Annotated in this window: 12 protein-coding genes; all 12 read right to left on the bottom strand. The window is 35.2% G+C overall.

Annotated features, from left to right (window positions below; translation table 11 throughout):
* Window positions 1–9: 9 nt before the first annotated feature.
* Window positions 10–639, bottom strand: coding sequence for an HAD family hydrolase (locus SUDEN_RS04825; RefSeq protein ID WP_011372549.1), 630 nt, complete (start codon window positions 637–639; stop codon window positions 10–12).
* A gap of 8 nt (window positions 640–647) precedes the next feature.
* Complete coding sequence (gene hemH, locus SUDEN_RS04820; protein WP_011372548.1) at window positions 648–1,598, bottom strand: ferrochelatase; 951 nt, start codon at window positions 1,596–1,598, stop codon at window positions 648–650.
* Window positions 1,599–1,600: 2 nt separating this feature from the next.
* The gene (locus SUDEN_RS04815) at window positions 1,601–2,302 is read right to left on the bottom strand and encodes a DUF2461 domain-containing protein (RefSeq protein WP_011372547.1); all 702 of its coding nucleotides are present in this window, start codon (window positions 2,300–2,302) and stop codon (window positions 1,601–1,603) included.
* 11 nt (window positions 2,303–2,313) lie between these two features.
* A complete protein-coding gene (gene ccsA, locus SUDEN_RS04810; protein WP_011372546.1) occupies window positions 2,314–5,439 on the bottom strand; it encodes a cytochrome c biogenesis protein CcsA in 3,126 nt (1,041 codons plus the stop codon).
* Window positions 5,440–5,515: 76 nt separating this feature from the next.
* The gene (locus SUDEN_RS04805) at window positions 5,516–5,803 is read right to left on the bottom strand and encodes a hypothetical protein (protein WP_011372545.1); all 288 of its coding nucleotides are present in this window, start codon (window positions 5,801–5,803) and stop codon (window positions 5,516–5,518) included.
* A gap of 55 nt (window positions 5,804–5,858) precedes the next feature.
* A complete protein-coding gene (locus SUDEN_RS04800; RefSeq protein ID WP_011372544.1) occupies window positions 5,859–6,842 on the bottom strand; it encodes a sensor histidine kinase in 984 nt (327 codons plus the stop codon).
* Window positions 6,842–8,101: a M18 family aminopeptidase gene (locus SUDEN_RS04795; RefSeq protein WP_011372543.1), complete on the bottom strand. Its 1,260-nt coding sequence runs from the start codon at window positions 8,099–8,101 to the stop codon at window positions 6,842–6,844. Before SUDEN_RS04795 ends, SUDEN_RS04800 begins: the two co-directional genes overlap by 1 nt.
* Window positions 8,102–8,125: 24 nt before the next feature.
* Window positions 8,126–8,431: a DUF167 domain-containing protein gene (locus SUDEN_RS04790; RefSeq protein ID WP_011372542.1), complete on the bottom strand. Its 306-nt coding sequence runs from the start codon at window positions 8,429–8,431 to the stop codon at window positions 8,126–8,128.
* Window positions 8,431–8,742 carry a hypothetical protein gene (locus SUDEN_RS04785; RefSeq protein WP_011372541.1) on the bottom strand — a complete coding sequence of 104 codons (312 nt, stop codon included), beginning with the start codon at window positions 8,740–8,742 and terminating at the stop codon, window positions 8,431–8,433. Before SUDEN_RS04785 ends, SUDEN_RS04790 begins: the two co-directional genes overlap by 1 nt.
* A gap of 9 nt (window positions 8,743–8,751) precedes the next feature.
* On the bottom strand, window positions 8,752–12,312 hold the full coding sequence (gene dnaE, locus SUDEN_RS04780; RefSeq protein ID WP_011372540.1) for a DNA polymerase III subunit alpha: 3,561 nt from the start codon (window positions 12,310–12,312) through the stop codon (window positions 8,752–8,754).
* 55 nt (window positions 12,313–12,367) lie between these two features.
* Window positions 12,368–14,914: a putative bifunctional diguanylate cyclase/phosphodiesterase gene (locus SUDEN_RS04775; protein ID WP_011372539.1), complete on the bottom strand. Its 2,547-nt coding sequence runs from the start codon at window positions 14,912–14,914 to the stop codon at window positions 12,368–12,370.
* Between the two features lie 138 nt (window positions 14,915–15,052).
* Window positions 15,053–15,619, bottom strand: coding sequence for an elongation factor P (efp, locus tag SUDEN_RS04770; protein ID WP_011372538.1), 567 nt, complete (start codon window positions 15,617–15,619; stop codon window positions 15,053–15,055).
* Window positions 15,620–15,636: the final 17 nt, after the last annotated feature.

Here is a 15,636-nt window from a genome sequence, read left to right as displayed (position 1 = left end):
CATAAATTTTTATAAAACTATCTCCAGCACGTCGGGTGGTTTTTTAGCGATTACCTTTTGTGCACTAAATGGTGTAAATCCCCAAGTAACGAAGATAGACTCTATTCCAGCTGCATTTGCACTTAGTATATCTTTTGAGTTATCTCCAACCATCCATGCTTTATGAGAGTTTTTATCAAATTTATAATATTTTAGTATATACTCAAGCATCTCAGGGCTTGGTTTTGAGTTTGTAACCATATCTGCACCGATGATTATGTCAAAGAGGCTTTTTACTTCCAAATGCTCTAACATACGAAGTGCAAACTGAGTTGGAGCATTTGTTGCAACTGATATTTTTATATCTCTTTGCACTAGCTCAAGAAGCAGCTCTTTAACGCCATCATAAAGATAGACACTTTTTATGCACTCGCTATCATAGTGGCTCTCAAAGAGTTCTCTATCTATATCTCTATAAATTGGAGTCTCATAAAAGAGTTCGGATAGATTTCTAACCTCCATATTTATAGCCTCAACAACATACTCTTCTGTTATCTCTGGGAGATTATGATTCATTTTTCTTACATAATTTACAGAGCTTGTTATATCCTTTTTGGAGTCAAGAAGTGTACCGTCCATGTCAAAAATAACTACTTTCATAATGCTTACTATCTCATCTTTGCGTATATGTCAACAAGTGCCTCTACAAAATACTCACTATCATTTGGACATCTGCAAACTCTATACTCTTCATAACCCATCTCATGAGCAACTTCACGATACTCAATCTCAAGCTCGTAATCAGTCTCAGAGTTATCTATCGTAAAAGCTATTGGAAAAATTATAACTTTTCTGTTTTTTATCTCTCTTAGTTTATCCTCTAAAGATGGCTTTAACCACTCCATAGGTCCTACTTTAGACTGATATGCAAGATGTATGTTTTTAAAAGTCATACCCTCTTTTTGCATCATCTGCTCTAAAATCGAGATATGTTTTTGTACATGTAGTTGATATGTGTCGCCTCTTTGAATCACTTTTAGAGGAAGTCCGTGCGCAGAAAATATCAGGTCAAACTCACTCATCTCTTCAAGCGAGACTCTCTCTTTTATGCGCTCTAAGATAGCCATGTTGTAGTTTTTATTTTGAAAAAAGTGCTTTATCTCAACTAAAATAGCATCTCCGCTACTCAAGTGATACTGCTCTTCAAAATCTTCTAGTGAAGATTTTGTAGTAGTTGTTGAGTACTGCGGATAGAGCGGTATAAGATAGATTTTTTCTATATTTTTATCACTAAGTCTCTCTATTGCCTCAGAAACAAAAGGCGGAGTATATCGCATAGCAAAATCAACTATAATATTCTCCCCTACTCTGTTTTGAAGTTTCTCTACTAGTTTTTTTGTATGCCCAACAATAGGAGATTTCCCGCCAATTTGATTGTATATCTCTTGTGATTTTTCTGTTCTGCTAAAAGTTATCAAAGTCGCTATAAGCTTTCTAAGAAGTGAGCTTTTTACAGTGATAATATTTTTATCATTAAACATATTTGTTAAAAAAACTTCAACCTCTTCTAGGTTGTTTGGACCACCCATATTAAGTAAAATTATCGCCTCTTTTTTCATCTTCACTCCTCTTTTGCTCTTTTGCTTATCTCATAAACTATCTTTTGAAGAGGTAGCATATCTTCATAAATTTTATATAGTGTATCCACCAACAAAACTCCATCTTCTATGGTTTTTGGAGGTAAAACTTTGTATGTTGCCATCCCTTTTTGAAGGCTTAAATCAACGCTTGGCATATCTTCACTAAAACCTTTTGGATATCTTTTATAACCTTGTTCTATGGTTGAATATCCCTTAGAGTTTAGGTTTTTTAGCAGAGTATCAAGTTCTACTCTTCGTCTTTCATCTCTTATATATTCACGATAAGCATCAAGCATGGGTTTGTTAAACCATCTAACACCAACCGCAACAAATAGTTCATCTGGTGAGAAGTGCATGTAAAAAGATGATTTTTGAAGTCTGCATCCATCCCAGCCATCTTGAGGTATGATGATGCCTACTTTTGACTTCATAGGCTCTTTATTTGCACCCATTCTGCGTATATCTCTATACATCTTAAAAAGAGACTTGTTTATCTTTGGCTCAGGAGTTACACGAGGCTCCAACGCCATTAAATGCTCACCCATCTCAACCACAAAAGCTTTTGAGGGGTTTAGTATAACTCTCTCATACTCATCTCTATTAGCCTCAAAAAACTCTCTAGTGTTGTTTTTACGAATAGCCTCCAAAAAAGGGATTGCCCCACAAAATCCTTGAAATTCCAAACCTATTTACCTCAAGCCAATTTTCTATTTCTCGAAGCAATTGCTATTGTTATAAAGAGTATCGCATAAGTTATCGGTACAAAGTCTGGGATTGGCACAGGGTCGCCTTTTGCGTATGAGTGCATTCCCGCTAGATAGTAGTTTACTCCAAAGTAAGTCATGATTACTGATGTATAAGACAGAAGCGATATTACACTAAAATTAAACTCGCTATATAAAGACTTGATAAATCTAAGATGAATTACAGCGGCATAAACTAAAATTGTAACTAGCGCCCATGTCTCTTTTGGATCCCAACCCCAATATCTACCCCAACTCTCATTTGCCCAAACACCGCCGATAAAGTTACCAAGTGTTAAAAATGCAAGACCAATCATTAGGCTCATCTCATTAATTGAGTTAAGCTCTTTGATGGAAGATGAGATATGTTTTTGATTATTCTCTGTCTTAAATACGAATAGTAAAATAGTAATAAATCCTAAAAGTGCGCCAAGCCCTAAAAAGCCATAACTCGCAGTAATTACCGCAACATGTATGCTTAACCAGTAAGAGTTTAAAACTGGAACTAGGTTTGTAACTTGTGGATTCATCCAGTTGAGATGCGCTACAAAGAGGATAAGCCCAGTTAGTACTGCAGTTGAAGCCATAGTCATAGATGAGCGTTTTGAGAAGATAAAACCAGCTAAAATAGTTGCCCAGCTAATATATATCATAGACTCATATCCATCAGACCAAGGAGCGTGACCAGAGATGTACCATCTAAGTCCTAAACCTACAGTATGGGCGATAAAGAGCAGAGTTAATGAAAACAGAGAGATTTTTGATAAGAGATTTATTTTAAGAGTTGGTTTTAAAATCTTTATAAAACTAGCAATTAAAAGAACAAATCCTATAAGAAAATATAGAGGGTAAATTCTCTCAAAAATATTTGCCTCGTTGTAAAACACCTCTGCTTTAATTCTCTCATCAGCTGGAAGAACAGATGAGCCGTAAAATCTTTGATAGTTCACAATTTTATCTATTGCTCTGTTTGCTTCAGTCCAATCGCCGCTTTTAAGTGAATTTTCTATAGCGCTAAAGTATTCAAAAGCAATATCTCTAATTTTTTGAGATGTTTTAGGATCAAAATCTTGAAGCGCTTCCATAGTCTCATGCCATTTGTTGTTTACATCATTTGGCTTTGGCCATATTTTTATTAACGCTCCTGAAAATACAGCATACGAGATATTTACACGCTCATCAACTTCTAAAACAGCTTTGTCAAAAAGGTCTCTATGCTTAGGCTCTTTTCTTACAGCTTCATCTACTGCCACTGCTATTTTGTACCCTTCTAAGGTTTCTGGACTTGTAAAAAACTGAGAAAAAGAGGCATATTTTGCGCTATTTTCTACACCAATCATTTTATTGAGTTCTTCATTTTTTGTAGAGATAATTTTTAAGTTTTTATAGATATCTGGTTTACTCATCATTCCAAGAATAACTTGGTTTGCGTTTAACTTCTCTTCGCCTACATTTACATAAGCTTTTTTATGTATCTTTGCAACTATCTCTGTTGAGAGTGTGTCAAGAGGCTTCATTCTTCCGCCACTATCTTGAATAATCAACTCGCCAAATTTTGCAGCATGCTCTTTATCAAAAGCTAAAACAGTTTTTATAGCTGGATTTAAATCCTCTGCATAAGATGGTGCAACGCTAAAGAGCAACCCTGAAGCAAATAGTAGGCTAAGTGCTCTTGTTGAGCTTGCCTCTCTTGCTTTTTTAGAGAGTTGAGAAAATCTGTTACCTCTTGAAAATATTGACCAGAACATACCGATTCCTAGAAGTATATAACCTATGTAAGATGGCAAGGTTCCTGGATCATTGTTTACAGAGAGAACTGTTCCCATCTCATCTTGATCATATGAAGATTGGAAAAATCTATAACCACGGTGTTCTAAAATATTGTTCATAAAAATTCTATATGGCATATGTATATTTTTCTCCTCATCTACAAGTTCAACTTCACTAGCATAAGATGCTGGAGACATAGACCCTGGATATCTATCAAGCTGAAAATCAAGTAGTTTTATGCCAAAAGGGAGATTAAGCAGTTTCGCTCCGTATGAAATATCTACATGTACTCCATTTATATCATAGTGATTCTCTTTTGCCATTCTTCCAGCTTGAGCAAAAATCATCGCCTCTTGTGAAATGTCTCCAACTTTTATATTAAACACAAATGCGTCTTTAGATGGTTTCATAGCTGAAGCGTTAGGGTTTGAAACTATTTTAACTGTTGCATGCTTGTAATGTTTACGAACAACAAAATTACTACTTTGAGTACCAAAAAGAGTTCTTAGCTCTAACTTGCTCATTGGCGAGGGAGTAATTTCTCCCTGCTCTTTGCTATCCATCTTAAGAAATTTTAGAGTCATATCATGTTTCATATATACTTCACCATCTTTTGAAAAGATAGAGATTGTTGGTCTTAAGAAGATTTTTCCTGATTCGAAATCTATTGCGAACTCATCATTTTCATAAAATTCACCTTTTTTTAGCCTAATTGGTTCACTAGAATCATTTGCAGCAACCATCATATCAAGAGCTTCAACTCCACCCTCAGTTGACTCTTCAAGCATCTCAATGGCATCTGGAATATATTTAATCAAATCAACTTCAACTTTTTTTGAATCAATCTCCAAGTTTGAGGAGAGAGTGTTTTGGCTCTTTTTTGATAGAAAAATAGGCTTTGAGGTTGATTCAACTTTATCGCCTACTTTAGCAGATACGTTGAAATAATTTTCCATACTTATCATAGTAGTTGCAACTTCGCCCTCACGGATGTGCATAGTTCCCTCATATCCTGCATATCTAGTTATTGCAGCACCAAGAAGAATGATTAAAAAAGAGAGATGAAAGATAAAAATAGGGGCTTTTTTAACGCTAAACATTTTAAACTTGTACATGTTTATCATTAGGTTTATGGCTAAGAGTGCCATTAGCACCTCAAACCAAAGGGCATTAAATACTTCTGCTTTTGCAGTCATTGTCCCATAATCGTTCTCTATAAAAGTAGCATAACCAATAGCTGCTGCAAAAATGAGCATCATAATAACCATGCCATTCATAGAGCCAAAAATCGAAAGAAATTTCTTCATATATATCCTTAGTTTAAAAAGGATATTCTAGTAAAAGTAAGATAATAGAAGATTAAATAACGACTAAAGCCTAAATTTACTCTTCTAGCTTAAATGTAATCCTAAAATCTCCGCTATCAAGCTGCTTTGCTTCATGTGAAATTGTTAAAGGGATTCTGTCATAAAGTGGAAATGGTTCGTGAAAAAATATACCTACGAGTCTATCATTTTTGCTCTTTAAAAGAGACAATCCTACCATAGTATTTACCATTGGTTCAGGCGGTTGACACTTTGTAGCATCATACTCATAGATGGTTAGACCATCCTCTTCATATTTGTAAAAATCTAGCGTTGCTCTAGCAACTGTTATCAACTCTTTTTGCATTTTATTCTCCTTTTTTAAAAACTTATTTTATCACTCTTAAACGCTTAAAAACTTGTCATATAGCAAGTTTTATCTCAAAGCCTTTTCTATCTCCAAGAAGAAATTCCACACTTCCTCCATGTGCAGATGCTATCTGGCGTGAGAGTACTAAACCTAAGCCATTTCCTTTTACTTTTGTACTTTTAAATGCCTCAAAAAGCTCTTTTGTATTCTCTATCATGATACCGCTGTCATAGATGCGAAACTTATGAAATTTTTCATCTCTATCATAAACCATCTCAACCTCTCCACTCTCGTTATCATCGAGTTCTATAGCATCTATGGCATTTGTTAAAAAGTTAGAAAAGAGCATCTCAAGAAGATCCTTATCTGCATTTATCTCAAAATTTTTCTCTGGAAATATAAATGTTATCTCTTTTGTATAACCATAATATCCCACCGACATGTTAAGTGCATCTTGAAGCTCGCCCCACATGAAAGATGCTTTATTTGCATGTACACCTTTAGAGAACATAAGAGTAGCTTTTATAATACGCTCAATTCTAGAAACCGATTTTTGTATCTCTTCTACAATAGCGATATTCTCTGGCATTACTCTTTTTTTTAGAGTTGAACTAAGAAGTGAAATAGAGCCTATTGGATTGCGTATCTCATGAGAGAGATGCGCTGCCATCTGCCCCATAATAGCTAAGTTCTCTTTTCTTTTTTGCTCTGTTATATCAGTGGCACTTAGCATTATCTTCTCTTTGTAAGAAGAGCTTTTAACCAGATAAGATTTTGTGTTAAAAGTGACCTCATAATCATTTTTTTTAGACTCTAAGAGCAAAAAAAGTTTACCAAGTGATTTTGCTTGAGAGTTTTGTAAGAATATATCTCCGTTTTTATCCAAAATCCAAATCGCATTTGGCAGAAATTCTACAACCTCTTCAACAGTATCTTGAAGATGCATGTAAGAGGCCCTTAACTCACTAAACTCTTTTTCAACCTTGTATGTCTGCTCTATTAAAAGATTTAACTCTTCTGAAGAAATCGCAGACATTACTCACTAAATCCTAAGATAATTTTATAAAGACTATAAGCATCATAACTTCCGCAAAGCTCACGAATTGAGTGCATAGCGTAAGTTGGAAGCCCAATATCTATGGTGTCAATTCCAATCCTTGAAGCGGTTATTGGTCCGATGGTAGAGCCACATCCCATATCGCTTCTAGTTACGAAGTTTTGTATAGGTTCACCTAAAGATGAGGCAACATTCATAAACCTTGAAATCGTTTTAGAGCTTGAAGCGTAACGCTGATTTGCATTTACCTTTATAACAACACCACCATTTATAAGCGGTGCATGGTTTGCATCATGTTTACTCGCAAAGTTTGGATGCACTGCATGAGCGTTGTCCGCACTTATAAGTATTGAGGAACGAATCATCTGCGTATACTCTTCAAAATCGCTAAACATCCTCTTTAGAGTACTCTCTAAAAAGCTCCCACCTGCCCCACTCGCCGACTCGCTTCCAACCTCTTCATGATCACTTGCGATAAAAAGCATAGGAGAGAGAGCATCAACACTGCAAATAGACAGCATCCCAACATAACAGCTAAGAAGATTATCCAGCCTTGCACTGGCTATAAACTCACTCTCAAGCCCAATGTAAGAGGCATTTTGAGTATCATAAAAACTAAGCTCATTTGCGTATATCTCTTTTATATCCTCTGCTCCGCCACTCACTAAAAGCCATTTTAAAAAATTCTCAAAATTAAACTCTTTGTTAGTTGAGAGTATCGGGCAGATATCAGTTTGTGCATTAACGCTCTTCTTCTCATTTACTTCACGATCAAGATGAATCGCAAGAGAGGGGATAATTGCAATAGATTTTTTAGCATCTACAAGAGAATCTTTTATCATGTTTTGTGAATCCAGATAAGAGATACGCCCAGCCAAAGAGAGGTCTCTATCAAACCAAGTATTTAACAAAACCCCGCCATAAGGCTCAACCCCAAACTTTACAACTCCATGCTCTTTTATAACAGGATTTGGCTTTAGCTTCAGATTTGGCGAATCGGTATGCGCTCCAATCATCACATAGTTTTTACTTTTTGGATATGTAAAAGCGATGATAGAGGAGTCATTACGAGTAACATAGTACTTCTCGCCTTGCTTTAAGTTCCACTTTTGAACCTCATGAAGCCTTGTAAATCCAGCATTTTCAAACATCCCAGCCATATTTTGCGTTGCATGAAAAGGAGTCGGCGAAGCGTCCAAAAAGCCTAGTAAACCTTCATTAAAATCTTCTCTATTCATATAAATATCTCCTATCTCTTTTTTTCACTCAAATTCTATACTATTTGGAAGCTTTTTTGGTGCTTTTATGCGGAGTTGTTTGTGGATACTCTCTCGTCCATAAACTACCTCTATGCTTGAGACACTAACTCCAAACTCTTTTGCTAAAAAGCCTACCATATAGTCCGTTGCTTTTCCGCCCTCAGGTTGCGCCCTAACACTTACTTTTAGCTGGTTTGCTCTTACTTTGCCTATAACATCTCTCTTTGCTGATGGGGTTCCCAGTATATTTAAAACCAAAACATCACCATCCCACTCATAAAAAAGATGCTCCAAATCTCGTGATTTCATTAGAAAAAAAGCCAAATAAAAAGCACTATGCCAATGAGAAGATTTATATAACTCATCCCATCTTCAAAGAGCATTATTAGCATCTCAAAGTACTGTTTATCTAAAAAACTTTCTGCTACTAAAAGCTCTCTATTTGCATATAAAGTAATATCCGCTCCCCAGATATAGGCAATAATTTCTGGAAGTATAAGAAATATAACCACACCGCTAATTCCCCAAAAATTCTTCTCTGGCTTCATTGAAAGAAGTGCCTTTTTTGTGTTTGGATTTGAAGCCATCTCTTTTGCTTTTCTTTTAATTTTCTCTCTCATATCTATCCTCTATGAAACTAAAATATCAACACTCTCATTGCCCTCTAAGAGAGTGATAATTTTTGAATCAACTCTTATTGCTGATTCTATAACTATGTTTTGGAGTTTTGATATTATCGTGATTTTTAGTTCTCTGTTTCCTGAATTTTGTCTAATTAGTTGGTACAAATCTTCTAAAACTCTCATGTTTGTATCTAATCTTATTGCAAGGTTTATCGGCTCTTGCGGTTCAAGCGGCGCTTCTCGTACCTCTTTTTTTGTCTTTTGTGTCTCTTTTTTTGCCTCTTTAAGAGTCATAATTTTGCTCACACTTGTTCTTGTAAACATATCTGTGTGAGTTACCTTTACCTTAAAGGCTATTGGCTCGTTTAAGTTCATTGATTGGAGTTCATCAACTTTGTCTGAAAACAGCATAAGCTCAATATTTCCATGAAAATCCATAAGATTTACTATGCCAAATTGAGACCCTTTTTTAGATGTTTTTTTAACTATCTCTTCAATTTTGCCTATAAAAATAGCATAGGTACCATCTTTTACGCTCTCAAGTTCTGAGGAGAGCGTATAATCCAACTCATCTAATTTATCTCTAAACTCATCTAGCGGATGACCTGAAATATAAAAACCGATAGTCTCTTTTTCAAACTCTAAAATCTCTTTTAGCTCATACTCTGGCGAATTACTCAGTTTTAGCTCAACGCTTGTTATCTCACTATCATCTCCAAAAAGACTTCCAACTGCATTTTTTTTAGCCATAGAGGCATCTTTTGCAGTGTCAACTATCTTTTCTATCTGATCTAGCAGAGCTTTTCTTGAGAATCCAAATCTATCAAAACCACCAGCTTTAATTATGGACTCAACTACTCTTTTATTTACCTTTGATGGCTCAATTCTATTTACAAAATCTTCTAGTGATTTAAACTCTCCGCCATCTGCTCTTGTCTCGAGAATGGATAAAACTGCTGCCTCACCAACACCTTTTATAGCACCTAAACCAAAGAGAACTATCTCTCTATTATCTTTTGTAATTGCAGAAAACTCAAGTTGTGAGTCACAAATGTCTGGAGGCGATAGCTCAATACCCATTCTTTTTGTTTCATCAATATAGCGCACAACCTTATCGGTGTTATCTTTGTCTGATGTAAGAAGTGCCGCCATAAACTCGTTTGGATAGTATGTCTTTAGCCATGCAGTCTGAAATGTAATCATCGCATAAGCAGCAGAGTGAGATTTGTTAAAACCGTACCCAGCAAACTTTTCGATTATATCAAAGAGTTTTGAAGCCTCAGCGTAGTCAAGTCCTTGACTCTGCGCTCCCTTTGCAAATTCGTCGTTATAAACAGACATATCTTTTTTCTTACCCATGGAACGACGAATAATATCTGAGTAACCAAGAGAAAATCCGCCCACAGTTTGAACTATCTGCATTACCTGTTCTTGATAAACGATGACTCCGTAAGTATTTTTAAGAATAGGCTCCATACTATCAAAAGTATATTCTATCTTCTCTCTGCCGTGCTTTCTTTCTATAAAACTTTTAAGCATTCCAGACTCCATCGGTCCAGGTCTGTAAAGTGCTAAAACCGCAATTAAATCCTCAAAACTATCTGGTTTTAGCTGCTTATTTAAATCCTGCATACCAGAGCTCTCTATCTGAAACATTCCAACCGTATTTCCACCGCGAATCACATCATAAACCTTAGGGTCATTCTCATCTATCTCGTGCCAAATCACATCTTTGTTGTAACGAAACTTTATAAGCTTGATAGCGTTATCGATTACATCAAGAGTTTTTAAACCCAAGAAGTCAAACTTGATTAAATCAACATCTTCAAGGTAGTTTAGAGAGTACTGAGTTACAAAAACATCCTCGCCTGAGGGCTTATAAATAGGCGTTTTTTTCCATAACTCTTCGTTTGATATAACTACTCCAGCGGCATGAATACCAGAATTTCTCTTTAATCCTTCAAGTTTTTTTGCAAACTCCCAAACTCTTGCAGCATTTGCATCACTATCTATTAACTCTTTTAATTTTGGCTCTTTTTGAAAAGCTCCAGCTATAAACTCTCCATTTTTTGTTCTTCCATTTAGCGTGATTCCAAGCTCATCGGGAACGAGTTTTGCCATTTTGTCAGCCTCTGAGAGTGGCATATCCAAAACTCTAGCAACATCACGGATTACTCCTTTTGCCAAAAGTGAACCAAAAGTGATAATTTGCGCTACTTGATTTCGTCCATATTTCTCTACCACATAATCTATTACTTCACCTCGACGAGCCTGCATAAAGTCCATATCGATATCGGGCATACTTACACGCTCAGGATTTAAAAATCTCTCAAAAAGCAAATCATACTTCATCGGGTCAATATCTGTAATCTCAAGCGAATAAGCAACCAAACTCCCAGCCGCACTTCCTCGCCCTGGACCAACGGCAATGCCCTTCTCTTTGGCAACTTTGACAAAATCCCAAACGATTAACATGTAACCAGGAAACTTCATAGAGTTTATGACATTCATCTCAAAATCTAATCTATCTCTATACTCTTGATGTTTCTCCTCGGCTACATGTGCTAAACGATGCTCAAGCCCTATTTTGCAGCGGTAAACAAAATACTCAGCATCAATCTCATTCTTATCACTACCATTTATCTCTAACCCATCATTTCGTGCATACTCTGCAGAAAATTTAAAGTTTGGAGGAACTGGGTCGCCCAATTTTAGCTCTAAGTTGCACTTCTCAACTATCTCTTGTGTATGTTCAATAGCTTCAGGAATATCTGCAAAAAGCATCGCCATCTGTGCTGGGCTCTTTAGATAAAACTCATGAACAGAGTGACGCATACGGTTTGGGTCGTCGTAGAGTTTATTCATTCCTATACACATAAAAGCTTCATGATACTGTGCATCTTCTGCAAATGTATAGTGTGTATCATTTGTAGCTACTACTTTTATATCTAACTCTTTAGATAGTTTTAACACCTGCTCATCTATAAAGAGCTGATCGCCAATCCCATGACGCATAAGCTCTAAATAAAAATCATCCCCAAATATCTCTTTGTACTCCAGAGCAACGGCTTTTGCACCATCATATCCAAGAGCGCCGTTTTTAACATTTCTCTCATTTGATAGGTTTAGGTGCCAATTTACCTCGCCTTGAAGACATGCAGAGGTGCATATAAGCCCCTCACTATGCGCTCTTAGCTCATTTTTATTTATACGTGGGAAGTAGTAAAAGCCCTCTATGAAAGCTTTTGAAGAGAGGTACATGAGATTTTCATAACCTTTTTGGTTTTTTGCAAACAGACAGATATGAAATCTCTGCTTTGAGCTTTTATCATCCATGCTCCCGCCATTATGAATGTAACCTTCCATCCCGATAATAGGCTTTATCCCAGCGGCTCGCATCTGCTGATAAAAATCAATCGCTCCAAACATATTGCCATGATCTGTCATAGCAACACTCGTCATACCAAGCTCTTTTACCTGCTTTACCAAATTTGTTAGTTTATTTGCACCATCAAGAAGAGAGTATTCTGTATGAAGATGGAGATGGGTAAATGGTTGAGGACTCATTTTTATAACCTTTTTTACTTATTGTTTAAAGCTTATGATTATAGTAAAAATGAGTTTAATCTCTGATTGTAAAGCTCTTTTGCGGTCTTCCTATGTGGAAACCTTGAAGATAATCAACACCCATTTCTCTTAGTGTTTTAACTATCTCTTCATCCTCAACATACTCTGCAACAGTCTTAACATTTAGCTCTTTTGCAAGAGTTAAGATACTATTTACAAAAGCTCTGTCTTTTTTATCTTTATTGATATTGATAATAAACTCACCATCAATTTTAAGATAATCAATAGGAAACTTCTTAATATAGTGAAACGATGAAAATCCAGATCCAAAATCATCAATAGCAAATTTATAACCAGCCATTTTAAGATTTATTACAAATTTTTCTAAAAGTGAGAAGTTTTTAACAGTCTCTCTCTCAGTAATTTCAAAAACAATATTGTCTTTTGAAATATCATACTCTTTTATAAGCTTAGTAATAGCATCTGCATAATTGCCAACAACCAAAGATTTAGGAGAGAGGTTTATAAATAAGATACCACTGTAATTCTCTTGTTTAATTTTAATAAACGCATTTTCTATAACCATTAAATCCATACGGTTTATGATACTCATGCTCTCAGCAACCTCTATAAACTCATAAGCAGATACAACCCTTCCATCTACTTCTATTCTCATAAGAAGTTCATGAATTTCATTTTTGCCGCTCGCTGTGGTTTGAATAGGTTGAAAATATGGAACTATACGATTATTTGCAACAGCATCCATCAGAAGTACACTCTTTGCTTTTTGCTCTTTTACTACAGATATAATATCATCGCCTGATGGAACTCTTATGCTGTTTTTGCCATCCTCTTTAGCTTTGTACATCATTCCATCAGCTATTAAAAATAACTCTTTTTGAGTTTTTGCATGTTCTGGATATATAGATATTCCAATAGAGACAGTAACTCCTGTATAGTTTCCATCCGCAGTCAATAGTTTAAAATCCTCTATAGCTCTTGCAATTTTATGTGCGACAGCAAGAGCGCATTCCAAACCGCATTCAGGTAAAATCAAAGTAAACTCATCACCGCCATAACGAGATAGAATATCCTCATTTCTTTTTGACTCAAAAAGAACTCTTGAGAACTCTTGTAAAAATTGGTCTCCAAAAGCATGCCCATATTTATCATTTATCGGTTTAAAGTTATCGCAATCTATAACCATAAGAGCAAACTCATAGTTATGTGACTCTGCACGCTTTATCTCATACTCTAAAAAGTCTATAAAAACTCTCTGGTTAAAGAGAGATGTTAGCGGATCATGCGCAGCATAATATTCCAAATCGTTTGTATATTTATTTATGGCTTTAACGCTTCCAACAAGATTTGCCATAGTTGTCAAAATACTATCAATTACTATATGTTTTATTGGATCTGATGCCATCTCTGATTGGACACTCAACCCAACTATACCGCCTATTTTAGGAGTATCTAAAAATAACGATTTTGTTCTATGCGCAAATTTTTCATAATCTTTTATATCTATATGCATCTTGTATTCAGATATGTTGTGACGAATTGTATAGTCTGTATATCCTAAAAAGTGGTTGCTACTCTCAACCGATACCCTTACATACTCTTCAAACTTCTCTTTGACATCTAAATCTGGTATTCCATGCCAAAAAATATCAACTTCAAACTGATCGTCTCCAATTCTAAAAATAGTCATAAGAGTATATGTCTGCATAACTTTATTTATATCAATTAAGAGCTCATTTATAAAATCACGCCAATCCCTTACAACCTCTGAGGTGATTATAAACTTATCCAAAAGCTGTACCTCAAACTCTAAGAGGTCTTTATCAACTGCAATTGTTCTTAGTTTTTTAGCCAGTTCATTGACATTAATTATAATTGCATTAACTTCATCAAATCTAAGGTCAATCTCAGTAGGATCAAACTCTTTAAAATCATTAAGTGAGTTAATTCCCTCCACTTTTGCGTTAAAGAGTTTGAGTGAATCAGTTATCTTTGAAGTAGTATATCTAGAGCTAATATACGCTCCTAAGATAAATATAGGCAGAACAATAAGGAAAAAATAGACATAATTTAAAAATGTCTCTTTTATGATTTCAACGAAATCCTGCTCAACATCAATAACACCTAGCGTATCTCCCTCTTTTGCATTAACATGACAGCTTAAGCACTCTGTTTTTGCAATTAATGGCAAAATATTTCTAAGTTTCCCCATATCGCTAGATGTAAATTTTTTACCACTTTTCATTACAGAAGCAGCTAGATCATCTTTTTGTTTCTCTTCAACTTCACCAAAGAGCTCTTTGATTTTATCTCCACGATAGATATTAACAGAGTAACTATCATCAAAATTCTCTTCTATAGAGTACATAAACTCATTTAAATCTTCTCTGCTCCACCCTTTTTTCATAACTTGATACATAGATGAGAATATCTGATTTGAAACTATATTTGAGTGTTTTATTGCATTTTCTTGTGCTAATTTAGTATGAAGATATGAGGTAAAGAGTAAAACAACTATAAAGAGGGACGAGAGCAAAACGATGTTAATTGAAAATATAAAATTTTTTAATGTTTTAGGCATATTAAAATCCAAATATAAAATTATTTAAGAAAAAATTTATTATATCTATTAATTATTTTTTTTTACTTAATTTAAGTTAAATTAGAGATTTTTAGATACTGATACGAAAGTTATCGTATCAGAACTATATAAAAGTAGTTATTTTACTTTTTCTAGATATTCACAATCAACAGTATTTACTCTGATTGTGTCGCCCTCAAGAACATGGTAAGGTACTTGAACAACTGCGCCAGTCTCTAGCGTTGCAGGTTTCTTACTTCCACTTGAAGTATCACCTTTGAAGTTTGGAGGAGTATCTGTGATAAGTAGTTCCATAACTTCAGGAGCACTTACAGAGATGGCATTTCCTTTGTAAAAAATCATATCAACTTGGATTCCATCTTTAAACCATTTTGAAGCGTCATCGCACTGCTCATAGCTAAGACCAATCTGCTCATAACTATCATTATCCATAAACTGATACTGCTCGCCATCATCATAAAGATACTGCATAGTTTTAAAAGTTATCTCAGGAACTTCAAACTTATCCCCAGCATGGACAGTCTTCTCAAAAACTCTTCCATTAAGAAAACTCTTCGCTTTCATACGAACAAATGCAGCACCTTTACCTGGTTTTACATGTTGAAACTCAATAACTTTACAAGGTACTTCACCAATAATAAGACGAATATTCTTTTTGATATCACCCATTCCAATAGTTGCCATAAATAGACCTTTTAGAA

Origin of the sequence: Sulfurimonas denitrificans DSM 1251 (assembly GCF_000012965.1) — a bacterium.
Lineage (GTDB): Bacteria > Campylobacterota > Campylobacteria > Campylobacterales > Sulfurimonadaceae > Sulfurimonas > Sulfurimonas denitrificans.
This window is presented reverse-complemented; position numbering and strand designations above follow the sequence as displayed.

Coding starts and splice junctions, on each gene's coding strand:
- SUDEN_RS04825 (WP_011372549.1), bottom strand. CDS start 639: ATGAAAGTAGTTATTTTTGACATGGACGGTACACTTCTTGACTCCAAA.
- hemH (WP_011372548.1), bottom strand. CDS start 1,598: ATGAAAAAAGAGGCGATAATTTTACTTAATATGGGTGGTCCAAACAAC.
- ccsA (WP_011372546.1), bottom strand. CDS start 5,439: ATGAAGAAATTTCTTTCGATTTTTGGCTCTATGAATGGCATGGTTATT.
- SUDEN_RS04805 (WP_011372545.1), bottom strand. CDS start 5,803: ATGCAAAAAGAGTTGATAACAGTTGCTAGAGCAACGCTAGATTTTTAC.
- SUDEN_RS04800 (WP_011372544.1), bottom strand. CDS start 6,842: ATGTCTGCGATTTCTTCAGAAGAGTTAAATCTTTTAATAGAGCAGACA.
- SUDEN_RS04795 (WP_011372543.1), bottom strand. CDS start 8,101: ATGAATAGAGAAGATTTTAATGAAGGTTTACTAGGCTTTTTGGACGCT.
- SUDEN_RS04790 (WP_011372542.1), bottom strand. CDS start 8,431: ATGAAATCACGAGATTTGGAGCATCTTTTTTATGAGTGGGATGGTGAT.
- SUDEN_RS04785 (WP_011372541.1), bottom strand. CDS start 8,742: ATGAGAGAGAAAATTAAAAGAAAAGCAAAAGAGATGGCTTCAAATCCA.
- dnaE (WP_011372540.1), bottom strand. CDS start 12,312: ATGAGTCCTCAACCATTTACCCATCTCCATCTTCATACAGAATACTCT.
- SUDEN_RS04775 (WP_011372539.1), bottom strand. CDS start 14,914: ATGCCTAAAACATTAAAAAATTTTATATTTTCAATTAACATCGTTTTG.
- efp (WP_011372538.1), bottom strand. CDS start 15,619: ATGGCAACTATTGGAATGGGTGATATCAAAAAGAATATTCGTCTTATT.